This is a genomic window from Flavobacterium ginsenosidimutans (assembly GCF_003254625.1).
Taxonomy (GTDB): domain Bacteria; phylum Bacteroidota; class Bacteroidia; order Flavobacteriales; family Flavobacteriaceae; genus Flavobacterium; species Flavobacterium ginsenosidimutans.
Map to the genome: position 1 here is coordinate 39,490 of NZ_QJRJ01000069.1, position 23,308 is coordinate 62,797.

Sequence of the window (23,308 nt, forward strand, 5' to 3'; positions counted from 1 at the left end):
TATCTTGTGTTATTTTACTTCTTCGATTTTACCTCCAAAAACTGTTTTCTGATTAATTTGTTTCGGTTTCCCATAAATATAAATAGAGCCTCCTGCGCTCACTTTTGCATCGACAAGGGTTGAAGCATTAACATCAGCTTTTCCTCCCGCAGAAACGCTTACAGTAGTCTGAGATGTATTTAATTTACTTGCCAACAAATAACCGCCAGCTCCTAAACTTGCAACCTGATTTTCTGCTTTTCCAGTCAAAGTAATCGAACCTCCTGAAACAGAGCTTACTTTAAGTTTATCAACATTTAAATCAACATTAATAATTCCACCTTCTTGTGCACTTACTTTAAATGAAGTTGCTTTGATAGCTTCATTGCTTGTTACAGTTGCTCCTTCATTAACATCAATCAGTTCTATATGTTTGTAATACAAAGTGATATCAAGATCATTTCCTGAAAGAAGTTTTGGAAAAGGCATTCTTAGTTTCAAGATACCATTTTTATTAACAGCTTCTACTTCTGCTTCTCTTGCGCCTTTTATAACAATTTTATTTTCAGATCCTTGAATTAATTTTACACTTAATTTATCAAATACTTTAACGGTATCAAAATCTCCTAACTCTTTGGTAACCTGACCAAAAGACATTTGTACAAATAAAATTGCTACTCCAATAATTAGCTTTCTCATACTTTTATTTTTAAATTAATACTTATTGTGCTCTTCTTAAAAAATGAAAATCAAGTTGTTTTTTAACTAAATCTGCATTTTTTACTTTAACATAAATTTCGTCTCCTAACTGCAATAAATTATTTGAATTAGCTCCAACCAAAGCATATTGCCTTTCGTCAAAAGTATAGTAATCCTCTTTTATTTCTCTGATTCTTACCATTCCTTCGCATTTGTTAGAAACGATTTCAACATAAATTCCCCATTCTGTAACACCAGAAATAACACCAAGGAATTCTTCGTCCTGATGATCCTGCATGTATTTAACCTGCATGTACTTAATACTGTCACGCTCAGCATTTGTTGCTAAGTTTTCCATGTTTGAACAATGCAGACATTTGGTTTCGTAAGTTTCTTCATCTACAGAAGCTCCTCCGTCTAAATAATACTGTAGCAATCTGTGTACCATAACGTCTGGATAACGACGAATTGGCGATGTAAAATGGCTGTAATAATCAAAAGCTAAACCATAATGACCAATATTATCAGTCGAATATTTGGCTTTGCTCATACTTCTAATAGCAAGAGTATCAATAAGATTTTGTTCTTTCTTACCGTTTACTTCTTCCATTAAAGCATTTATTGATTTGGCTATATCACCTTTTGTTCTAAAATCAATCTTATAACCAAATTTAGCAATTACGGTTTGCATTGCAATTAACTTATCTTCATTTGGTTCGTCGTGAATACGGTAAACAAATGTTTTCTTTTGTTTTCCAATGTATTCTGCTACTTTTCTGTTAGCCAAAAGCATAAATTCTTCAATCAAATGATTGGCATCTTTTGATATTTTAAAATATACTCCTTCTGGTTCTCCTTCTTCGTTAAGATTAAATTTCACTTCAACTTTATCAAAAGAAATAGCACCTTGCTGCATTCTTTTCTTTCTTAAAATCTTAGCTAATTCATCTAGTTTCAAAGTAGCTTCTCTAATTTCATCTGAAACCACATACGATTCTTCAGTAATAGAAACATCAACCGGAATGGTATTATCTTTTGTTTCAATGATATATTGTGCTTCTTCATAAGCAAAACGCTGATCTGAATAAATTACTGTTCTTCCAAACCATTGGTTAATAACTTGCGCAGTTGGAGAAACTTCAAATATAGCAGAGAAAGTATATTTCTCCTCATTTGGACGTAACGAACAAGCAAAGTTAGACAAAACTTCAGGAAGCATTGGTACTACTCTATCTACCAAATAAACCGAAGTAGCACGCTGATAAGCTTCATCATCTAGGATTGTTCCTTCTTCCAAATAGTATGAAACATCGGCAATGTGAATACCAATTTCAAAGTTTCCATTCTCTAATTTTTTGAATGACAAGGCATCATCAAAATCTTTTGCATCTTTTGGATCAATCGTAAATGTAAGCGTATCGCGCATATCACGACGTTTTGCAATCTCAGATTCCTGAATCGAAGTATCCAGTTTTTGTGCAAAAACTTCAACTTCAACAGGGAAATCTGCAGGCAATCCATATTCTGCTAGAATAGCATGAATTTCAGTATTATGTTCACCAGGTTTTCCTAAAACTCTAATTACAGATCCAAACGGACTATCGGCTCTTTTTGGCCAATCTTCAATCTTAACTAAAACAACATCACCGTTTTCTGCTTCACCAATTTTATCTTTAGGGATAAAAATATCGGTATACATTTTAGGATTTGCAGTAGAAACAAAAGCAAAATTTGGCTGCATATCAATTACACCAACAAACTCTGTTTTATCTCTTTCTATAACTTCAATTACTTCACCTTCAGGTCTTTTTCCTTTTCTTCTGTTATAAACATAAACTTTTACTTTGTCTTTGTCTAATGCACGATTCAAATTATTGGTCGGAATAAAAACATCTTCTTCAAACTCATCACAAATAAAATATGCCGTTTTCCTGCTCGTCATATCTATTGTTCCTTCGTAGTAATCCTGACTAACTGCTTTAATTAAGTACTTTCCAGGTTCTGTTTCTATAATTTTCTTCTGAGCTGCAAGAATCTTTAAATCTTTTATAATCTGATTTCTGCTTTTTGTATCGTCTAATTCTAGCTTTGCTCCTATTTGTTTGTAATTGAAAGGTTTATTAGCATTTTGCGATAAAATCTTAAGTATTTTTCCAGAGAAATCTTTCTCCTTTTTTATCGGCTTTCTAATTTTCTTACTCATATATCTTTTCTTATAAGGTTTAAAATTACAAATAAGAAATCAGATAATACTTTTTAACAAATAGAATTATTAAAAATATAACTTTTCGTACATTTACAAAAAGACCTAAAATGGAAAGCTTCAAAACGATTGCCGTATTCAATTATCTGCACGAAACCGTGGTTCTCAAACACTTACTAGAACAAGAAGGAATCCCTTATTTTTTCGAAAACGAAATGACGCTCTCCGTCGTTCCATTATACTCAGCAGCACTGGGCGGAATCAAACTCAAAGTTCATCCAAACGATTTCGAACAAGTTCAAGAAATACTGGACAATCTCAACAATCCTCTCAAAATAGTCTGAAACAAAATTCAAACGAACTAAAAACAGAGTCAAATTCAATTCAAAAAAATTTTTTTTTCCTTTTCAACTTTTTTAGTTTTCAACATATATTAAATACAACAAAAAAGATTTTTAAAAATTTAAAAAAATTTGATGGTTATTATAGTGTGTTAATATGTCGAATAATTTTTTTTTTGAAGTCATTGAAATCTCGTTTTACTTATTTATTCTGAGTTATCAACATATTTATTTTTAGTTAAATGATTAATTTATAAGACTTTTTGTATTTTAATTAACAACGGTTGACAACCAAATTTGAATTGATTTTGTAGATAAGTTGATATGTTGATTTCTGTTGAAAATGGTGTTTTTGGTATTGATAACTTTTCTAAAAATTCACGAAACTTTTCTTGCATATTTAAATCCAGTTTTGGATTAGGTATTTTTTTGAAACAACCAAAAAAAACTTCTAATTTTCTTTTCGAACTTATTAACATTTTCTGTTAACTTAAAGTTAATTGAATATCAAGCAATTACAAACTCCTATTAACACCTCAAAATTTTAACAAATATTTTGTTTATTCTTTATTGATTATGAGATAGTTATAGAGTTATCAAAATTGTTAATAACCTATAAGGTTTTGACAGTAAGATAGTTGTGATTCTTGTTTTTTGAAATGAATTTGAAGAATCTACGCAAACTTATATTAGAATGTTTATATAGTATTGAAAAAGAAAATAATTTGTGAAAATTGGTGTAATTCGTGGCGAACATTTATTTATTGAGTAAATTTGCATCACACAACTTAATAGTATAGAAAAATGAAAATTTCGATAGGAAACGATCACGCAGGTCCAGAATATAAAAAAGCAATTGTTGAATGGCTTACAGCAAAAGGATATGAGGTAACTAACTATGGTACAGATACTGATGCTTCTGTAGATTATCCAGATTTTGGACATCCAGTTGCAAATGATGTATCTGAAGGAAAAGCTGATTTTGGAATCGTTATCTGCGGAAGCGGAAATGGAATTGCAATGACTGTTAATAAACATCCTAAAGTAAGAGCTGGTTTATGCTGGACTAAAGAAATTGCTTATTTAACTCGTTTACATAACGATGCAAACATTGTAAGTATTCCAGCGAGATTTACATCGATTCATCAAGCGGTTGAAATTGTTGAAACTTTCTTGAATACAGCTTTTGAAGGTGGAAGACACCAAAATAGAGTGAATAAAATTGCTTGTTCGTAAAAAGTCAAAAAAAAATTCGGTGCTTCGCACCTATTTAATAAACACACCGGGCGGATTTTTTAATTTGCCCTTTTTTTTGTTTAATGATTTGAAATTCAGTTATTTAAATTACCTTAAAAACATCATTTTTTGAGTTATCAACAATGTTAATATCTACTTTTTGTAGTTTAAAAAGGCGATTATAAGTGCAGCTTGAATTACTAAAATCAGAACGAACTTTACAATAAAAGAAGTTTTACTCGTTTTATGTCTAAATAACAACATTGCTGTTAATAACCCTAGAGAACCACCTATTAAAGCCATTAAAAACAAGGTATTTTCGGGAATTCGTCTTTTATTTTTTCGAGCTTGGAATTTGTCATATCCAGCAAAAATAAAAACGAGAACATTTATAAATAAAAAATATAGTAATAAAACTTCCATTGTCTTAAAATTAAAAACAAAGATATTATTTTAGCCAAATGTTTGATTAATTTGCAAGACAGTTTTAACAAGTAAATTATATCAACTTATAATTAAGAATTTATTTCATTAAAAAGTATGACTAATATTCAATTCATTGCCAAGTCTGTGCAGGCGCCCGCAGTCAGTATTCAAAACACAGTAAAATTATTAGAGGAAGACTGTACGATTCCGTTTATTTCGCGTTACCGAAAAGATGCAACCGGAAACCTTGATGAAACTGTTATTGAGCTGATTGCTAAATTGCAGAAAGAATACGATACACTTATAAAACGTAAAGAAGCAGTTTTAAAATTGATCGAAGAGCAAAAAGCACTTACGCCAGAATTGAAGAAAAAGATCGAAGATAGTTTTGATTTGCAGGAAATTGAAGATTTTTACCTTCCTTATAAAAAGAAGAAAAAAACAAAGGCCGATGTGGCGCGCGAATTCGGTTTAGAACCTTTAGCAAAACTGATTATATCTGAAAGTGATGCTGATATTGATTTTATTTCGACACAATATATCAATGAAAATGTTATCAATGAAGAAGCAGCTATTCAAGGCGCAAGAGATATTGTAGCGGAATGGATCAACGAAAATATTTATGTTCGTAAACAGCTTCGTAGATTGTTTCAGCGAAAAGCGACTATTGCTACAAAAGTGGTTAAAAAGAAAGCAGAGGAAGAAGGAGCAAAAAAATTCGAGCAGTATTTTGATTGGGAAGAACCATTGACAAAAGCACCAGCTCACCGTTTACTGGCAATGCTACGTGCAGAAAATGAAGGTTTTATCAAAATGAAAATTGATGTTGATATTGACGATGCATACGATGTTATTGACGAAATCATCATTAAAAAACAAAATAATACAACAGCGCATTTACAGCTGGCGATTGAAGATAGTTATAAACGTTTATTGAATCCAGCAATTGGAAACGAAACGTTACAAGAAGCAAAAGCAAAAGCCGATGCCAATTCTATTCAGGTTTTTGCAAACAATTTAGGTCAGTTATTATTAGCTCCGCCGTTGGGAGAAAAACGTATTTTGGCAATCGACCCAGGATTTAGAAGTGGCTGTAAAGTCGTTTGTCTAGACGAAAAAGGTGATTTATTATACAACGAAACGATTTATCCGCACGCGCCTCAAAATGAGGAATCGATGGCAATCAAGAAAATCCGTTCGATGGTAAATGCGTATCAAATCGATGCAATTTCTATTGGAAACGGAACGGCTTCTCGTGAAACTGAATTTTTCATCAAAAAAATTGCGTTTGACAAACCTGTGCAGGTTTTTATTGTTTCAGAAGCTGGAGCTTCAGTATATTCAGCTTCAAAAATTGCGAGAGAAGAATTTCCAAATTACGATGTAACGGTTCGTGGATCGGTTTCTATTGGAAGACGACTTTCAGATCCGCTAGCCGAATTGGTAAAAATTGATCCTAAAGCAATTGGTGTTGGACAATATCAGCACGATGTTGACCAAACTAAATTAAAAGAAGAATTAGATAATACGGTTATTCGTTGCGTAAACTCGGTTGGAATTAACATCAACACGGCAAGTAAACACTTATTAAGTTATGTGAGTGGAATCGGGGAGAAGCTGGCGGAAAACATTGTACAATATCGTTCTGAAAACGGACCTTTTGAAGACAGAAAACAGTTGAAAAAAGTGCCACGTCTAGGAGATAAAGCGTATCAGCAGGGAGCAGCATTTATCAGAATTACAAATGCTAAAAATCCGTTGGATAATTCGGCGGTGCATCCAGAGGCTTATCCGGTTGTTGAAAAAATGGCGAAGGATTTGAATATTTCTTTGAATGACTTAATTGCGAATAAAGAGAAAACAGCGCTTATTAAGCCAGAAAAGTATGTAACACCTGAAATTGGTTTACTGACGCTGAAAGATATTATAAAAGAGCTTGAAAAGCCTGGATTGGATCCAAGAAAGTCGGCTAAGGTTTTTGAATTTGACGCAAACGTAAAATCGATTAAAGATGTAAAAACGGGAATGATTCTTCCAGGAATTGTTAATAACATCACCAACTTTGGCTGTTTTGTTGACATCGGAATTAAAGAAAGTGGTTTAGTGCATATTTCTCAATTAAAATCGGGTTATGTAAGCGATGTTAACGAAGTAGTGAAACTGCACCAGCATGTTGATGTAAAAGTGACTGAGGTTGATGAAGATAGAAAGAGAATTCAGTTGACTATGATTTTATAAAATTTCAAAACATTTGGAATCTTAAAAATAAAAAAACTCCCAAATTACAATTCGTAATTTGGGAGTTTTTGATTTAGAATTATTTCAAAATCACTTTTTTGGTGACACTTTTAAAATCTTCATTGGATATTTTTACAAAATAAACGCCTTTTGATTGATTGGCTAAGTTTATTTCTGTCAAATCTGAAATTGATTTTTGTTGATGAATAATACTTCCAGAAGGAGAAATTATTGAGATAATACACTGCTGAGGTGCCTTAATAGTGATTCGATCAGCACTCGGATTGGGGTAAAGCGTGACTGTAGATTTTTCAATATCGAAAGTATCATTAGATAATGTGGCGTTTAGCGGTAAATAGAAATTACCAGTTAATAAAAAGGAGTATAATGTTTTAAGGGTCTGATTAAAATAACTGTTTGGTTCGTTGAGGTTATTAAGATCGGTATAAGAATCATCTAAATGCGCTTGATTTTCGCCAGCCATTGCAGCGCAGGCAAATGCACCTACAAAAGTAGCATTATGCCATTGCCCGCTTACAGTTCCGTTTTGGTTATAGCCATCTTTGATGTTTGCCGAACCGCCAAGATTGACACGAACAAAATCAGATGATTTTTTCAAGTATGTTTTGGCATCTGGAGTTCCGTACCAAACATAGTCAACTGCAATTCTCCAAGGAGTTCTTGCGGCATCATAAGAATAGGTTTTTCCAGCTTGGTTAAATCCATAATTTACAGCAATGGGAGCATAAGCTCCAGAAGCTTCACACCAGTCAGAAACTAAACCGCCTACGGCATTATTTTGTGTCAAATTATTATTGATAACGGTATAAGCTTTAGAGGCAACTTGATTCCAAAATGCAGTATCGTTAGTGAAAACACCAAAAGCTCTGAAATAAGCAGGAGAGAAGTACGATATATTGGTGATTTGGCTTCCGCCGAATTGATCGCCAGGTTTTAAAACAAAAGTATTGGCTTCAACTTCATGATTTTTAATTGCTGTAATAAGAGTTGTTGCATCACTTTTGTAATTGATGTTTCCGGTGCTTGCCCATTGATAATCGGCAACAATTAAAGCAAATGCTGCATCCAGTTCTGCATCTGTAGCTCCATTATTTTCTTTTGCTCCGGAACAACCGTTTATTTTCCAATTCATAACACCATTTCCATTCACATTGTCTTTGTAGTAAAGCCAAAATCCATCAAAGAGCGTTTTATCGGCCATGTAAGCAGAAAGTAGCATTCCGTATGCGATACCTTCGGAAACGGTTTCACTGGTATTGTCAAATTTTACTCTGTACCGACCATTATTACAGTCTTCGACAAAATTGTTTTTCCAGGTATTGTAATTGTTTTGTGCATCCAGACTGTTTTTGGGGACAGCCATCAGTCCGTTTCCGTGCACCTTATTGGCGGGAAAAGGCTGAGTTTACGACTGACTTTCTGCTGTGAGCAGAAAAGCCATCACTAAAAGTAAGTTTTTCATATCTAAAAATTTGGGACTCTAAAAGTAGGAAATTTGAGATATAAAAAAAATCCCAAACTACATTTGTAATTTGGGATTTAATAAGTTTTTCGAATTTCTTATTTTGTTTCTTCCTCTTGTTTTTTAGGAGCAGCAGGTTGATCGTCTTTAGCAGCGTTTTTAAATTCTTTAATACCACTTCCTAAACCTTTCATTAATTCTGGAATTTTTTTACCTCCAAAAAGTAAAATCACAATACCTACTATTACAAGGATTTCTGTAAGACCTAATCTTCCCATGACTGTATATTTAATGCCGAAGCAAATTGTTTATCTTAATTATACCGCAAAGGTATATAGAAATATACGAAATAGAAGTATTTTTAGTTTAAAATATTTGTTCCAGACCACGTTAAATATTTTATAAAATCGTAAATTATAGCTCTTCATGAAATTTTTCGAACAAAATTCATGATGATTAATTACTATATTTGCTAGCATAAAGAAGCATAATGACTAATAAAAAGAAAAAGAATTTTAGGAAAAAACTGTTTATTAAAAACCGATTGGTAATTTTAAATGAAGACACTTTTGAAGAGATATTTTCTTTTAGGCTTACTTTAATGAATGTCTTTGTAACGTTTACTTTAGGAGGAATATTTCTAATTTTGGTTACTACTTTCATTATTGCATTTACTCCGCTTCGCGAATTTATTCCTGGATATTCTTCTACAGAATTGAAACGAAATGCCACAAAACTGGCAATTAAATCAGATTCTTTAGAAACGGCTTTGAGACAAAATGAAGCTTATATAAAAGGAATTCAGAAAGTTTTAAAGGGAGAATTAGAATATTCAAAATTCAATAAAGATTCAATAAAAGCGGAATCAGTTGAAGATGCTTCAGATTTAAATATTAAAGCCTCAGATGCTGAAATAAAATTAAGAGAAGATGTTGCTCAAACTGAAAAGGAGCTGAAGGCAAAATCTCAAGACAAAAAGAAAAGTGACAAAAAATAATACCACTGAAAATGTCAATTAAGTCAATTGCGGCGAAAATTTTTGCCCGAAAAATATACAAACAAACGCTTAGATGGGCCGAAAAACCAGTTGAAACCCAGCAAAAGGTTTTTAAAAGTTTAATCGAAAATGCTCAAAATACCGAATTTGGAAAAGACCATCATTTCGATCAAATAAAGACTTTTGAAGATTTTCAGAGACTTGTTCCTATAAGAGATTATGAAGATTTAAAATCTTATGTAGAAAAGGTCGTAAAAGGCGAATCAGATATTTTATGGAAGGGAAAGCCATTATATTTTGCTAAAACTTCGGGAACAACGTCTGGAGCAAAATTTATTCCGCTGACCAAAGAATCGATGCCTTATCATATAGAAGCAGCACGAAATGCGATCCTACATTATATTAATGAAACTGGAAATGCAGATTTTGTTGACGGAAAAATGATCTTTTTGCAGGGAAGTCCCATTTTAACCGAGAAATATGGAATTAAATTTGGCAGACTTTCGGGAATTGTAGCGCATTTTGTTCCGAAATATTTACAGAAAAACAGAATGCCATCTTGGGAAACCAATTGTATTGACGATTGGGAAACTAAAGTAGATGCAATAGTAGAGGAGACAATAAAAGAAGATATGTCTGTTATTTCTGGAATTCCGTCTTGGGTTCAAATGTATTTTGAACGTTTAGAAAAGAAAAGCGGAGGAAAAAAGATTGGCGAGATATTCAAAAACTTTAATTTGTTCATTTACGGAGGTGTTAATTACGAACCTTATCGCGCCAAATTTGAAAACATGATTGGCCGAAAAGTGGACAGTATAGAATTGTTTCCAGCTTCTGAAGGATTTTTTGCGTATCAAGATTCGCAGAAAGAAAAAGGAATGCTTTTGTTATTAAATTCTGGAATTTTCTACGAGTTTATAAAAGCAGATGAATTTTTTAGCGAAAACCCAAAAGCGCTAACAATTGGTGAAGTTGAGGTTGGAGTAAACTACGTTTTAATTATTTCGACCAATGCAGGACTTTGGCGTTATAATATTGGCGACACGATTCAGTTTACCTCTTTGGCTCCGCATCGTGTTATAGTTTCGGGTCGTATTAAACATTATATTTCAGCTTTTGGAGAACACGTTATTGCTAATGAAGTTGAAAATGCGATGAAAGAAGCGGTAAATTCTACTAATATTGTGATCAACGAATTTACAGTGGCACCGCAAATAAATCCTTCAAATGGACTTCCGTATCACGAATGGCTGATCGAATTTGAAAAAGAGCCTGAAAACATGGAAGTTTTTGCTGAAACGATTGACAATTCAATGCGAAAGCAAAATATTTATTACGACGATTTAATTACCGGAAATGTTTTAAGAAAAGTAGTTGTCACGAAAGTTTCTAAAAATGGATTCCAAGATTACATGAAATCACAAGGAAAATTGGGCGGGCAGAATAAAATTCCTAGATTATCAAACAATAGAGATATTGCGGATAATCTTACAAAATAAAAATACTATTTCCTAGATTAATCAGTTATTTATCCAATGAATTTAGATGGATAAGTAAATGAAAATTATGAGTCAAGGAAAATTTCAAAATAAATATCGTATTCCTTCAATAAGAGCCCAATGGTGGGATTATGGTTGGAATGGAGCGTATTTTATAACAATTTGTACACAGGATAGAAAACATTATTTTGGAGAAATTCAAAATAATAAAATGATTTTATCAGGAGTTGGCATTATTGCCGATTTATTGTGGCATCAAATTCCGATACACAATAAAAATGTTGAATTGGGTGATTTTGTGGTGATGCCAAATCATATTCATGGAATTTTGATTATTGACAAACAATTGGATAATGTAAATGTTGATAATACAAACAACGTAGAGACAGGGCATGCCCTGCCTCTACCACCGATCGTCGAATTCAATAAACCAGGTTCACAACGTTTTCAAAACATTGGAAAAAATACCATTTCGTCAATTGTTGGATCATATAAATCTGCCGTAACAAAACACGCCAATAGATTGGGATATCCACATCAATGGCAAAAATTATTTTATGATAATATCATTAGAGACAATAATCAATATCAAAGAATTTCTGATTACATTGTTTCAAATCCAGAAAATTGGGCAAAGGATAAATTTAAAACAGATGGTAAATCCTAATTTGAAATAAACGTTATAATTAAATGACATTTTTAGTTTTCAATTGAAATAATATTAATATTTCCTACTTTCGTTTATCGAAATACTTGAATTATCTTCTCAAAAAGATGATTCTAAAATAAAAAAGCATGAAAGAAACCAAACATATATCAAGATCTAGAGCGCAGGAATCATCTGCGGCGATAGAAAAAATGTACATTACAATGCGCCATTTATTCAACCGTGGTTTTTACAAACCAATGGGAGTTTCTGGCGACAGTTTACGCGAATCATTACTGGCTTTACGTCCTGAAATCTACGGGAATATTGCTGAAGAAAAAGTAGAGTTAAACGGACTTTTATACGTTATTGAGCGTCTTCCAATAGGAATTGAACAATGCCGTTTTATCAATTTAACTTCAGACGAAGGATATTCTAAATCGCATTTCCAACCAATTGTTCCTCCAAAAAGAAGAAGAAACTGCTATAGAATTGACGAAGAACAAATGAATGTCGAAATCACGCGCGGACGTTCGGACATTTATGATATTCTAACGCATTTGACTTTTATTTTCATTGAATCTCATAAAATTAAAAACAGAGTTTTAATTGATGATGGAGGAGAGGTTTCTCGTGATTGGCAGAAATTGGAACAAGCTGTAATGCAAACCAAAAAGCTGACACAGATTGAAAAAGAAAAAGCAATTTCGCACGTTGCAAATATTTTAGCTAGAACTTTTGAAGAAGTTTTAGATATTTACGATGCTTTTGGCTCAGAAACTGCGCCAGATCGTTTCTTGCATGTTATTTATTGGTTAGGAAAATTAGCAATTGAAGAAATTGTTGAAAACAATAAACGTACAATTACTTTTAGTCCAGTTTTACGTGAGCGCCTTGGACATCATATTCACGGAGAAATTTGGGCAACTAACATAAAAGAAGTTCTTAAAGCAAACGATTTGTTGAAAAGACCAATTCACATAATCAGTGCCAATATGCACAGTGTGATGAATTCAATTTTTGCAACGCCTTTGCTGAAAACTAAATTTAAAGGAAAAACAGATTTCTTTATTTATGAAGAATTAAGCAGTTCTGGTTCAAAGGAAATTAGATCTCAAGTTGAAGATTTGGCTTTAAAAAACGGAATGATTTCGTTGCTAGATTGTTCAGGAACAAATATCGATGTTCAGATTTTTGATACAGCTAAAATTGACTGGTCAAAAACAGCCTTTTCTCACGCTAATGTAGGTGAAGATAAACCTGTTATTATCGTAATGGATTATGCTTTTGGTGAACAGGCGTATGAAACAATCGATGAACTTTTAAAACCTTATAAAAAGGAAACTTTACTAAATGTAAAATCGGTTTCGATTATGGGTAAAGCTGGAATTTTGGAAGGCGGAAAAGGAGATATCATGATTCCGACAGCACATATAAATGAAGGAACAGCCGATAATTATTTTTTCGAAAATGAACTTACCGGCGCAATGTTCGAAGGAAATGAAATTGATATTTATGAAGGCGCGATGGTTACCGTTTTAGGAACTTCGTTGCAAAACAGAGATTTATTGAAGTTTTTCCACGAATCGACTTGGGGAGTAATTGGTCTTGAGATGGAAGGATCTTATTACCAAAAAGCAATTCAGTCGGCATCAAAAATTAGAAAAAGTGTACCGCATGATGTTAAAGTTCGTTATGCATACTATGCTTCAGACAATCCTTTGGAAACAGGAAGCACTTTGGCTTCTGGCGGATTGGGAACAACCGGAGTTAAACCAACTTATTTGATTACAATTAAAATTTTAGAGCAGATTTTCAATATAAAATAACACTTTAAATGAGTACAAAAGTACCTCAGAATACAGAAGATCAAGAGATTGATTTGGCTCAGATTTCAAAAAAAATCGGCAATTTTTTTGACCGAGTTAGTACTTCTATTTTTAAAAGTATTCAATTTTTTGTGAAGAATTGGGTTACTGTCCTTATTTTAATTGTTGTAGGTTTTGGGACAGGATTTTTATTAGAAAGCTATAAAAAAAGCTATCAGCATCAAATTATTGTGGCACCAAATTTTGGTAGTACAGATTATCTGTATTCTAAAATCGAGTTAATTGATGCTAAGATTAAGGAAGGAGATACTTTATTTTTAAAAAATATCGTAGGAATCCAAAATCCTGATAACTTGAAAAAGATCGAAATTGAACCAATTGCAGATGTGTACAATTTTATCAACAATAAACCAGAAAATTTTGAATTGATAAAATTAATGGCCGAAGATGGGGACATTAAAAAAGTGCTTCAAGAAAATATAACAAGTAAAAATTATACCTATCAGACTATCGTTTTAACCACAAAAAACAAAACATCTGAAGAAAAGCTGGTTAAACCATTTTTGAAATATTTTAATGCATCTGATTATTACAGTAAAATCCAAAAAGAGTCGTATGAAAATATTCAGCTAAAAATGAGAAAAAATGATACGATTATTAAACAAATTGATGGTCTTTTAGATAACTTTTCGAAATCAACAAATAGCGGTGCTAAAAATGATAAATTGGTGTATTACAATGAAAATACCCAATTAAATGATATTATTAAAACAAAAGAAACATTAATTAATGAGCAGGCAATCCATAAAATAGAATTGATTGCTTATGACAAAATAATTAAAGAGAGCAGTATTACAACTAATATAGAGTATGAAAAAATTACAGAGAAGTATTTGAAATTTATCTTGCCAGTTTTATTTGTTTTACTTTTTATATTCTATAGGTCTTTTATTAAATTTTATAGAAGGCAAAAGGATTTTCAAGGAGCTTAAAATTTTGAGGTTTGGGTTTTTTAAAAAATACCACGACCGTATAATATTCAATAGTAAAAAGGCATATTTTTGCGCAAAAAACTTTAAATGAAGATAAAATTTATAATTTCAGTTTTAATTTGTGGACTTCTTTTTAGTTCATGTAAAGAAGAAAAAGTAGTAAAAGAAAAGAAAAATTTTTCGGTTATTATTGAAGGTGTTTTTGAAAAGAATGACAAACTTCAAGTCTTTTATTTAATATCGGGCGATGTATGGAAAGATGATAATTCTGTTTCGATTCCGGTATATGCTTCTAAAGAAATGCAGAAGATTGTGGTAGATTTTCCTGAGAAAGTTGTTCCAGAAAACATAAGAGTTGATTTAGGTTTTAATCCAACGCAAACTAATGTTACAATAAAAAACATTTCAGTAAAATACAAGTTAAAGATTATCAATGGGGATTTAGAGAAATATACTAAATATTTTTATCCTAATGAATTTGTCACTTGGGATCCTAGCTATTTTGGATATAAACTGAATGTTATTAATGATAAGTATGATCCTTTTTTAATGGGTAATGATGAACTAGCCATTCAATTAGTAAAAATTACACAATAAATAAAGAAACTACTTCAAATTGAGAAGTAGTTTTTTTGTTTTTGGATACACTTCCTAAGCTAATGAATTTGAAAAAAATTGAATTTAAAGAGATCCAAAATTATATAATATTTGGATCAGGTCAGTTTGTTAATTTATTAGCTCCTTTACTTGTTGCTCCTTATGTAATATCTGTTTGTGGAATTGAACAATGGGGAAAAATAGGTGCGGCAACCTCTATTTTTATAATTCTGGAAATATTTATAGATTTCGGCTCTAAACTTTTAGGAGTTAAAGAAATAAGTTCAAATCTAGAAAACAAAAATCGAATCTCACAGTATCTTAATGTTACCTATGCGTTTCGTTTTATTGCGCTACTGTTTATTATAACTTGTCTTATTTTCATTTTAGTTTTTATTCCTAATTTAGATATCAATTTATACCTTTTTGGATCATTTCTGTTGATGTCACAATTTTTTAATCCGATTTGGTTTTATATTGGAATTGAAAATTTTAAACAAATTAATAGACTAATAATAGTTTCTAAAGCAATTTATATCCTTTTGGTTTATTTATTTGTTAAGCAAAAATCAGATTATGTATATGTGATTTTTTTCTTAGGAATAGGTAACACGCTAGTTTACTCCTATTATTACTTTCAGATATTTAAAGAATATAAAATGTCCCTATTATCAATTTCTAAAAAGACATTGATTGATAGTGTAAAAAGAGAATATCCTATCGTAGTTTCAAATTTATCAATAGCAGTTTACACAAATTTTCCTATTCTGATTATAAAATATATTTTGGGAGATTTTTACGCTGGAATTTATAAAATAGGCGATATGTTTTTAAGCGTATTAAGAAGTTATTTGACCGTATTTTTTAATGTGAGTTTTCCAAAATTTTGCAGCATTTACTTTAATAACAAAAAAGAAGCAGTCTCTTATTTAAAAAAAATGAACGGTGCTAATATCTTATTTTTAACTTTTGTGGTTATAGTTCTATATTTAGTTTCATTATTTTTTATAGATGAGTTTAATCTTGAGAAAAAATTAATGACTTCTCTTTTATTCTGTACACCTATTTTATTTGTCTCTTTGATAGTTGCGTTAAATATTCCATTTTATCAGATGTTGATATTAAAGAATAAACAAAGAAAAATTGCTCAGATATCATTTTTAGGAGCTCTCGTAATGTTTTTTGGATGTTATTTTTTGACAGAAAATTTTAGTCTTCAAGGAAGTATAATTTCTTTATATATAGTCGAAATATTTATAACAGTATCGATTATAATATCAAGTTTAGCACTTTTCAAAGAATGACTATAAAAACGAATTTAACAAATGATTTTAGTACTAAAGATTTGAATCCTAAGGTATATATCGTTATTCTAAATTATAGAAGAACTCCAGATACTATAGAATGTATAGAGAGTCTTTTAGAAATAAATTATTCTAATTATCAAGTTTTGGTAATTGATAATAGTGAAATCGAATCTCCATTTCAAAATTTGTTAGATTGGGCTTCTTTAAAAAAAATTGAATTTGATCAAACAGACGAAAAAAGACTAAATCTTATTGAAAATCAAAAACAAATTGTTTTCATAAAATCAGAAAAAAACAAAGGATTTGCATCAGGAAATAATATTGGTTTAAGAGCTATTTTGGATGCTCAAAAAGGTGATTCTTATATATGGCTGTTAAATAATGATACAATAGTTGATAAAGATTCTCTAAAAGAACAGATTCTTTATCTGATGCAGAATCAGCATTCAAAAATAGGTATATTAGGCAGTAAATTAATATACTATTTTAAGCGAGATAGTTTGCAAGCAGTTGGTGGTAGATTTAATAAAAAATTCTTTATTTCAGAACATATAGGAGAAGGAGAGTCTACAATAAAATCCAAATCAAAATTTGAAAAAATTGATTATGTAATTGGCGCTTCAATGTTTGTAACATATAAATTTTTGAAAGAAGTAGGAACTTTAAACGAAGACTTTTTTTTGTATTATGAAGAATTAGATTGGGCGTATCGTGCACAAGAAAAAGGCTGGTTTTTAGATTGGTGTCCAGATTCTCTAGTGTTTCATAAAGAAGGAGCTAGTATTGGTTCATCGTATGATTCTAAGAAAAAAAGTTTTTTCTCAGAAGTACAAATATTTAAGAGCAGAAAGATTTTTGTAAAAAAATATTATAGACTGAAATTAAGATTTTATATCTCCAGTTTATTATTGATATTGAATAGAGTTAGAAAAGGAAAATTTAAACTTGGTGTAGAATTGCTAAAGATTACATTTAACAAATGAAAATAAAGGTAAAAACATTATTATTTTTTATTGTGCTTTTATTGGCTTTGTATCAGGACTTTCCGTTGGTGAATTTCTTTGGAGAAATAGCGCGTTCGCCAATTATATTTCTAACAATTCCAATGTTAGCTTATATATTAATGCACCAAAAACTAATGCTTTCAAAATATACGAGATACTTCATTTATTATATACTTTATGTATTAATAATATCCTTAATATTTATTCCGATTGTATATTATAACAATGGCTCATTGCTAGCATTAGGAGAAAATATTATTGTCAAAATGATAAAATTGTTTGTATATCCGCTATGTATATTGGTTTTTTATCAGTTTGTTTATTTGTTATTTAGCCAAGGAAAAAACAGTTTTGATTACTTTTTTAATGCTCTTTTTTGTCTTCAAATAATAATAGCTGTTTATTTATTTTTTGAAGTTATTTTTTTGAAAAGAGAAACCATTTTAGCGTCTTTTTTACATTCAGATAATTTAAAATATTATAGAGTACGATTATTTACGTATGAAGAAAGCTGGATAGGAACAGTACTTACATTTTTTATTTTTATTCCAATTTTCCTAGTAAACTATTTAGAGAAATCGAAAAAACTAAAACAAAGAGTATATTTTATTTCAGCCTTTATATTTCTTTATTATACCCTTTTTAGCGAATCAAAAGGATACTTGTTATTGATAATTATTTCGGTTTTGCCAATGACAATAAAGTATATGTACAATCATAATAAACTGAAAAAAGCTTTTCTCATTGGCTCACCAATTTTAGTTTTACTGATCATTTTTGTATTGGTGATTTTACAAAAAAACATAGATGAACAATTTCATTCGAGTATTACCTTTGGAACAAGACTGACATCCTATCTTTCTTCAATCAAGATTTTTGTAATCCATCCTTTTGGAGTTGGTTGGAGTGGTTTTATTTATTATTTTCCGGAATCAATAAGAGATATAATAAATACTTCTTGGGTTAGCACATTGAATTTGCAAGAAATAAAAAGCTATTTAACAACTACAAAAGCATTGTCAACAAAGACCGAATTTTTTGATAATTTAATGTATGGAGGTATCGGTTTTTTAATTTTCTTTTACCAGTTTTTTATAAAGAGGTATTTCTTTTTTTCTAAATTCAGCAATCCAAATTTCTTTTTTGTAAAAGTTCCTCTTCTGTTTTGCATTTTAGCAGGAGTAATTTATATCACATTTTACATAAAATATGAAGTTTGGTTTTTGATGGCTTTTCTAGATGTATTACAAAGTCAGCTAAATAATAAAAAATTGAAAGATGAAGGTGATTATTATAGCTAGTTTTTTTCCTTATCCAGCCCATTTTGGTGGCGCTTTTGATGTTTTGGAGCGTATAAAAGGAATAAAATCATTAGGACATGACATTGATCTAATATGTACATGTAAAGAATCTCCGCTGAAAGAAGATATTGAGTACATGAAACAATTTGTAAATGAAATTATAATTGTGCCTCGAAAAAACAAGATATCAAATTTGTTACTAAAAAAACCGCTTCAGGTTGTTTCTAGAAAATCGCTTAAAGCAATACCTTTAAAAGGTATTTACGATTTTGCAATTTTAGAATCGGAGTCTGTTGGAATGATTTTAGAAAACGGAAGTTTCAAAGCAAATCATATCATTGTTAGGGTGCATAATAACGAATCAAATTATTTTTATCAACTGGCCAAAAGCTCAAAAAAATACATTGATAAAGTTTATTATTATTTTGAAGCATTTAAGTTTAAATCATATTCAGAAGCAGTTTTTAAAAGAGCAGATAAGCTTTGGTTTATTTCTAACAAAGAAATTAATGCTAATCCAATATTAAAAAACAAATCTATACACTTGCCTACAGCTATTAATGACGGTTTTGTAGAGCAAGAATTATCTAATAAAAATGTTCTTTTTATAGGAGCTTTATTCATGCCGAATAATTTAGAAGCAATAATTTGGTATTTACAGAATGTGCACATTTTATTGGGCAACGAAAAAAATTATAAACTGATAGTTGCTGGAAGTACGGGAGATTTTGAGCCTAAGAGATACCTAGATATTTTTAAGAATTATTCAAATGTTGAGGTTCGATTAAATCAGGAAGATTTGGCGGATTGCTATTCAGAGTCAACAATTTTTATTAATCCTATGCTGCATGGAGCAGGAGTAAAGTTAAAATCAATAAATGCTATTCGAAATGGCCTGCTTCTAATTTCTTCTGATGTTGGAGCTGAAGGAACTGGTTTGATTGAAAATGAAATGTATTTAAAAGCCAATTCTCCACAAGATTTTTTAAATGCAATTTTGAAAGCCTTTGACATGAAAATTGAGGAAAAACAAACAATGATAAAGAAAGCACAAGAATTTTTAAATACTAATAACTACTTGTCTATTCTAAAAAAGGAATTGAAAAAATGAAAAAGAATAAGATAGATTTTTATAACTATGCCACTATATTTTTGGCTTCTTTTCCTGTTCTTGGATTAAAGAAAAGTGTGCTTGCTATTATTTTATGGAGTATTCTTTCTTTGATAATTATGATTTCTGAGAGAAGTTATAAATTTCTTCAAAAAAGAGACAAAATTAATATATTGGTTCTTACGAGTTATTACCTGGTTTTTCTACTTAGTTTTTTCTTTATTGAAGATAAAAAGCTTGCGACTAGGTTTTTAGAAAAAAACATATCTTTTTTGATTTTTCCTTTATTTATGATTATCAATAGGAAATTTTTCTATGAAAGCACTTTAAAAAAATCAATAAACGTTTTTATAATTTCAAACATCATTTTGGCTTTATATATCTGGATTATAATTTTATCTAAAGGATATAATGAAGTAATGGAATCAGATACTTATTATAATCCAATTATAAGAAACTTTTTCAGTGATATTTCTAAAATTCATTTGCCTTATTTAGGAATGCTATTTGTTTTCTCAAGCTTGATGATTTTAAATGATATTTTTAATAATCAGATCAAGTTAAACTATATTACTATATGCAGATGTTTAGGAATCAGTATATTGATTTTTTCTGTTATTACTTTCGCAGCAAGACTTTCTCTTGTGTTATTTATTGTCGTTTCACTTTTTTTGGTTTTCAAAAAGACATCAAAAGTTTGGATTAAAATAGGATTTTTAGCAATTATAATATCATCTGTTTTGTTAGTATTTACGATTCCTTCTTCAAAAAAAAGAATAGATGAAATTCGTAATACAAAACTTGTACTGCCTAATAAAGATCAAAAATCAGAAGAAGTTAATTTTAGATATGGTATTTATCATTGCGTTAATTTGATTTTGAAAGAGAATTGGATATTAGGTGTTGGACCAGGAAATGTCCAAAAAAGATTAAACGATTGTTACTCAGGTTATACTTATAAAAACTATGACGATTATTCCAGCAAGGATTACAATTCGCACAATCAGTATCTAGATATTTGGCTTAAATATGGTATATTTGGCTTGGCTCTTTTTTTTGTTTTTTTACTTTGGGGAATCAAAAACATGAGTCTGTCTTATTGTATTTTTCTATTCTTGATTATGATGGCAATGGTAACTGAGAATATATTTGACCGACAAATTGGTGTTGTATTTTTTACTTTTTATAACACACTTTTTTTTATTAACAGAATAGACTATTTTGAAAAAAGCACTAGTTAGCGATTGGTATTATGTAAATGGAGGAGCTGAAAAAGTCATTCATTCTATAAACGCAATTTGGAATGATTTCGACCATTTTGCGCTTATTGATTTTTTGAATGATGAGGATCGTAAGTTTATTCTAAATGGTAAAAAAGCAAAAACTAGTTTTATTCAAAAACTACCAACTGTAAAAAAAAATCATCGCAAATTTTTGCAATTATTTCCAATTGCTATAGAACAATTTGATTTAAGCGATTATGATTTAATAATCAGTTCATCATCAGCAGTTGCAAAAGGAATTAAGGTTGAAAAAAAACAGTTACATATTTGTTATTGTCATTCTCCAATGCGTTATGCTTGGGATTTAAGAGAACAGTATTTAAAAGATGCTGGATTATCTAAAGGTTTAAAGGGACTTTACGCAAAATCGGTTTTGGATAAAATCCAGAAATGGGATCTTTCCAACTCTGAAAACGTTGATTATTTTATTGCTAATTCTAAACATATTGCGCAACGAATTAAAAAAACATACGATAAAGATTCGGTTGTAATTTACCCGCCAGTCGATGTTGATTTTTTTACTTTAGAAGAAGAAAAAGAAGAATATTATTTGACGGCTTCTCGATTAGTTCCATACAAAAAAACGCAATTAATTATAGAAGCTTTTAATGAAATGCCTCATCTAAAATTGATTGTCGCAGGTGAAGGGCCAGAACTAGAAAAATTGCAAAAAATTGCTAAAAGTAATATTGAATTCGTTGGCTTTGTGGAAAATAAAAAACTTCGAACCCTAATGCAGAAAGCAAAAGCGTTTGTTTTTGCTGCCGAAGAAGATTTTGGTATAATTCCTGTCGAAGCACAAGCTTGCGGAACTCCCGTTATTGCATTAAAAAAAGGTGGAACTCTTGAAACCGTTATCGAAAATCAAACAGGCATTTTCTTTGAAGAACAATCTTCTAAAAAAATAAAAGAAGCAGTAATTGAATTTGGAACGAAAAAATTTGATCCAAAAATAATCCGACAGCATGCTCTTATATTCTCTAAAGAACGATTTGAAAAAGAGATAAAAGAGTTTGTCGAAAGAAAATTTAAAGAACATCAACAATCAATGAAAGAAAGATAAATTGAGAATATAACTGAAAAATATTTTTCAAATCAACTACATTTGCGTTGGCTAAACAATTAACATGAAAAGAATACTTATTACTGGAGCGGCAGGTTTTTTAGGATCGCATTTATGTGACAGATTTATAAAAGAAGGTTATTTTGTAATTGGAATGGATAATCTAATCACAGGAGATCTTAAAAATATTGAGCATTTATTCAAACTGGAAAACTTTGAGTTTTATCACCATGATATTACCAAGTTTGTTCACGTTCCCGGTGATTTAGATTATATATTGCATTTTGCATCACCAGCAAGTCCAATCGATTATTTAAAAATTCCAATTCAGACTTTAAAAGTAGGATCTTTAGGAACGCATAATTTATTGGGATTAGCTCGAGTTAAAAAAGCTAGAATTTTGATTGCTTCGACTTCAGAAGTTTATGGAGATCCATTAGTTCATCCTCAGACTGAAGAATATTACGGAAACGTAAATACAATTGGTCCGCGTGGAGTTTATGATGAAGCAAAACGTTTTCAGGAATCTATCACAATGGCGTACCATACTTTTCACGGAGTAGAAACTAGAATTGTTCGTATTTTTAATACTTATGGTCCAAGAATGCGATTAAACGACGGACGTGTAATTCCAGCATTTATTGGTCAGGCATTACGTGGAGAAGATCTAACAATTTTTGGAGACGGAATGCAAACGCGTTCTTTCTGTTATGTTGACGACCAAGTTGAAGGTATTTTCAGATTACTGCATTCTGATTATGTGTATCCGGTTAACATTGGAAATCCAGACGAAATCACGATCAAAGATTTTGCAGAAGAAATTATAAAATTGACAGGAACAAACCAGAAAGTGGTTTATCATCCTTTGCCAATAAACGATCCTTTGCAGCGTCAGCCTGATACAACAAAAGCAAAAGAATTGTTAGGTTGGGAAGCAAAAGTGAGCCGTGCAGAAGGAATGAAAATTACTTATGATTATTTCAGATCGTTGTCTCCAGAGGAACTTTCGAAAGAAGAACACAAAGACTTTTCAAGCTATATTAAATAAAAATTCCACTTTTTAAGAAAACAAAT

At 30.7% G+C, this 23,308-nt stretch carries 21 protein-coding genes and 1 pseudogene; 16 read left to right on the forward strand and 6 right to left on the reverse strand.

Features of this window, described 5'->3' with window-relative positions:
- Nucleotides 1-9: 9 nt before the first annotated feature.
- Complete coding sequence (locus tag DM444_RS04175; protein WP_111284289.1) at nt 10-678, reverse strand: head GIN domain-containing protein; 669 nt, start codon at nt 676-678, stop codon at nt 10-12.
- 22 nt (nt 679-700) lie between these two features.
- The gene (gene rnr / locus DM444_RS04180; RefSeq protein WP_111284291.1) at nt 701-2,881 is read right to left on the reverse strand and encodes a ribonuclease R; all 2,181 of its coding nucleotides are present in this window, start codon (nt 2,879-2,881) and stop codon (nt 701-703) included.
- Between the two features lie 110 nt (nt 2,882-2,991).
- Here rnr and DM444_RS04185 point away from each other — a divergent pair, with 110 nt between their 5' ends.
- Both DM444_RS04185 and rpiB read left to right on the forward strand, forming a co-directional pair.
- Nucleotides 2,992-3,225 (forward strand): putative signal transducing protein, encoded by a 234-nt coding sequence (locus tag DM444_RS04185; RefSeq protein WP_111284293.1) that lies wholly within the window; start codon nt 2,992-2,994, stop codon nt 3,223-3,225.
- An 801-nt stretch (nt 3,226-4,026) separates the two neighbouring features.
- Entirely contained in the window at nt 4,027-4,458 is a 432-nt protein-coding gene (rpiB, locus tag DM444_RS04190) for a ribose 5-phosphate isomerase B (protein WP_111284295.1), read from the forward strand.
- Nucleotides 4,459-4,611: 153 nt separating this feature from the next.
- Here rpiB and DM444_RS04195 read toward each other — a convergent pair whose 3' ends face one another.
- Nucleotides 4,612-4,881 (reverse strand): DUF1294 domain-containing protein, encoded by a 270-nt coding sequence (locus tag DM444_RS04195; protein ID WP_111284296.1) that lies wholly within the window; start codon nt 4,879-4,881, stop codon nt 4,612-4,614.
- Between the two features lie 117 nt (nt 4,882-4,998).
- Here DM444_RS04195 and DM444_RS04200 point away from each other — a divergent pair, with 117 nt between their 5' ends.
- Complete coding sequence (locus tag DM444_RS04200) at nt 4,999-7,122, forward strand: Tex family protein (protein WP_111284297.1); 2,124 nt, start codon at nt 4,999-5,001, stop codon at nt 7,120-7,122.
- Nucleotides 7,123-7,201: 79 nt separating this feature from the next.
- Here DM444_RS04200 and DM444_RS24080 read toward each other — a convergent pair whose 3' ends face one another.
- The 3 genes and pseudogenes from DM444_RS24080 to DM444_RS04210 all read right to left on the reverse strand — a co-directional run bounded on the left by DM444_RS24080 (nt 7,202) and on the right by DM444_RS04210 (nt 8,883).
- Nucleotides 7,202-7,438, reverse strand: a complete 237-nt coding sequence (locus DM444_RS24080) for a T9SS type A sorting domain-containing protein (protein ID WP_394364515.1) — start codon at nt 7,436-7,438, stop codon at nt 7,202-7,204.
- A gap of 81 nt (nt 7,439-7,519) precedes the next feature.
- Nucleotides 7,520-8,530 (reverse strand): annotated as a pseudogene (locus DM444_RS04205) (glycosyl hydrolase family 8); the annotation flags it as partial.
- 173 nt (nt 8,531-8,703) lie between these two features.
- Complete coding sequence (locus DM444_RS04210) at nt 8,704-8,883, reverse strand: Sec-independent protein translocase subunit TatA/TatB (protein ID WP_111284299.1); 180 nt, start codon at nt 8,881-8,883, stop codon at nt 8,704-8,706.
- A gap of 212 nt (nt 8,884-9,095) precedes the next feature.
- Between DM444_RS04210 and DM444_RS04215 the strand changes: the two genes are divergently transcribed.
- From DM444_RS04215 to DM444_RS04275, 13 genes are all read left to right on the forward strand, one after another.
- Complete coding sequence (locus DM444_RS04215) at nt 9,096-9,602, forward strand: peptidase (RefSeq protein ID WP_111284301.1); 507 nt, start codon at nt 9,096-9,098, stop codon at nt 9,600-9,602.
- A gap of 11 nt (nt 9,603-9,613) precedes the next feature.
- Nucleotides 9,614-11,101: a GH3 auxin-responsive promoter family protein gene (locus DM444_RS04220; RefSeq protein ID WP_111284303.1), complete on the forward strand. Its 1,488-nt coding sequence runs from the start codon at nt 9,614-9,616 to the stop codon at nt 11,099-11,101.
- 67 nt (nt 11,102-11,168) lie between these two features.
- Nucleotides 11,169-11,768, forward strand: a complete 600-nt coding sequence (locus DM444_RS04225; RefSeq protein ID WP_111284516.1) for a transposase — start codon at nt 11,169-11,171, stop codon at nt 11,766-11,768.
- A 128-nt stretch (nt 11,769-11,896) separates the two neighbouring features.
- Nucleotides 11,897-13,576, forward strand: coding sequence for a DUF6909 family protein (locus tag DM444_RS04230; RefSeq protein WP_111284305.1), 1,680 nt, complete (start codon nt 11,897-11,899; stop codon nt 13,574-13,576).
- A gap of 8 nt (nt 13,577-13,584) precedes the next feature.
- The gene (locus tag DM444_RS04235; protein ID WP_111284307.1) at nt 13,585-14,568 is read left to right on the forward strand and encodes a hypothetical protein; all 984 of its coding nucleotides are present in this window, start codon (nt 13,585-13,587) and stop codon (nt 14,566-14,568) included.
- 87 nt (nt 14,569-14,655) lie between these two features.
- Entirely contained in the window at nt 14,656-15,165 is a 510-nt protein-coding gene (locus DM444_RS04240) for a hypothetical protein (RefSeq protein ID WP_111284309.1), read from the forward strand.
- Between the two features lie 68 nt (nt 15,166-15,233).
- Nucleotides 15,234-16,469, forward strand: a complete 1,236-nt coding sequence (locus DM444_RS04245; protein ID WP_162614914.1) for an oligosaccharide flippase family protein — start codon at nt 15,234-15,236, stop codon at nt 16,467-16,469.
- A complete protein-coding gene (locus DM444_RS04250) occupies nt 16,466-17,455 on the forward strand; it encodes a glycosyltransferase family 2 protein (protein ID WP_111284313.1) in 990 nt (329 codons plus the stop codon). The genes DM444_RS04245 and DM444_RS04250 overlap by 4 nt, the downstream gene beginning before the upstream one ends.
- 122 nt (nt 17,456-17,577) lie before the next feature.
- Nucleotides 17,578-18,777, forward strand: coding sequence for an oligosaccharide repeat unit polymerase (locus DM444_RS04255; RefSeq protein ID WP_162614915.1), 1,200 nt, complete (start codon nt 17,578-17,580; stop codon nt 18,775-18,777).
- Complete coding sequence (locus DM444_RS04260) at nt 18,755-19,888, forward strand: glycosyltransferase (protein WP_111284317.1); 1,134 nt, start codon at nt 18,755-18,757, stop codon at nt 19,886-19,888. Before DM444_RS04255 ends, DM444_RS04260 begins: the two co-directional genes overlap by 23 nt.
- Nucleotides 19,885-21,129 (forward strand): O-antigen ligase family protein, encoded by a 1,245-nt coding sequence (locus DM444_RS04265; RefSeq protein ID WP_111284319.1) that lies wholly within the window; start codon nt 19,885-19,887, stop codon nt 21,127-21,129. Before DM444_RS04260 ends, DM444_RS04265 begins: the two co-directional genes overlap by 4 nt.
- On the forward strand, nt 21,110-22,234 hold the full coding sequence (locus tag DM444_RS04270; protein WP_111284321.1) for a glycosyltransferase: 1,125 nt from the start codon (nt 21,110-21,112) through the stop codon (nt 22,232-22,234). Before DM444_RS04265 ends, DM444_RS04270 begins: the two co-directional genes overlap by 20 nt.
- Nucleotides 22,235-22,298: 64 nt before the next feature.
- Nucleotides 22,299-23,282, forward strand: a complete 984-nt coding sequence (locus DM444_RS04275; RefSeq protein WP_111284323.1) for a UDP-glucuronic acid decarboxylase family protein — start codon at nt 22,299-22,301, stop codon at nt 23,280-23,282.
- Nucleotides 23,283-23,308: the final 26 nt, after the last annotated feature.

Excerpts from the sequence above, each read along its gene's own strand:
- DM444_RS04260 (WP_111284317.1), top strand. The coding sequence starts at position 18,755 with ATGAAGGTGATTATTATAGCTAGTTTTTTTCCTTATCCAGCCCATTTT.
- DM444_RS04175 (WP_111284289.1), bottom strand. The coding sequence starts at position 678 with ATGAGAAAGCTAATTATTGGAGTAGCAATTTTATTTGTACAAATGTCT.
- DM444_RS04230 (WP_111284305.1), top strand. The coding sequence starts at position 11,897 with ATGAAAGAAACCAAACATATATCAAGATCTAGAGCGCAGGAATCATCT.
- DM444_RS04235 (WP_111284307.1), top strand. The coding sequence starts at position 13,585 with ATGAGTACAAAAGTACCTCAGAATACAGAAGATCAAGAGATTGATTTG.
- DM444_RS04215 (WP_111284301.1), top strand. The coding sequence starts at position 9,096 with ATGACTAATAAAAAGAAAAAGAATTTTAGGAAAAAACTGTTTATTAAA.
- DM444_RS04195 (WP_111284296.1), bottom strand. The coding sequence starts at position 4,881 with ATGGAAGTTTTATTACTATATTTTTTATTTATAAATGTTCTCGTTTTT.
- DM444_RS04255 (WP_162614915.1), top strand. The coding sequence starts at position 17,578 with ATGTTAGCTTATATATTAATGCACCAAAAACTAATGCTTTCAAAATAT.
- DM444_RS04240 (WP_111284309.1), top strand. The coding sequence starts at position 14,656 with ATGAAGATAAAATTTATAATTTCAGTTTTAATTTGTGGACTTCTTTTT.
- DM444_RS04210 (WP_111284299.1), bottom strand. The coding sequence starts at position 8,883 with ATGGGAAGATTAGGTCTTACAGAAATCCTTGTAATAGTAGGTATTGTG.
- DM444_RS04225 (WP_111284516.1), top strand. The coding sequence starts at position 11,169 with ATGAGTCAAGGAAAATTTCAAAATAAATATCGTATTCCTTCAATAAGA.
- DM444_RS04275 (WP_111284323.1), top strand. The coding sequence starts at position 22,299 with ATGAAAAGAATACTTATTACTGGAGCGGCAGGTTTTTTAGGATCGCAT.
- DM444_RS04185 (WP_111284293.1), top strand. The coding sequence starts at position 2,992 with ATGGAAAGCTTCAAAACGATTGCCGTATTCAATTATCTGCACGAAACC.
- DM444_RS04250 (WP_111284313.1), top strand. The coding sequence starts at position 16,466 with ATGACTATAAAAACGAATTTAACAAATGATTTTAGTACTAAAGATTTG.
- rnr (WP_111284291.1), bottom strand. The coding sequence starts at position 2,881 with ATGAGTAAGAAAATTAGAAAGCCGATAAAAAAGGAGAAAGATTTCTCT.
- DM444_RS04220 (WP_111284303.1), top strand. The coding sequence starts at position 9,614 with ATGTCAATTAAGTCAATTGCGGCGAAAATTTTTGCCCGAAAAATATAC.
- DM444_RS04265 (WP_111284319.1), top strand. The coding sequence starts at position 19,885 with ATGAAAAAGAATAAGATAGATTTTTATAACTATGCCACTATATTTTTG.
- rpiB (WP_111284295.1), top strand. The coding sequence starts at position 4,027 with ATGAAAATTTCGATAGGAAACGATCACGCAGGTCCAGAATATAAAAAA.
- DM444_RS04200 (WP_111284297.1), top strand. The coding sequence starts at position 4,999 with ATGACTAATATTCAATTCATTGCCAAGTCTGTGCAGGCGCCCGCAGTC.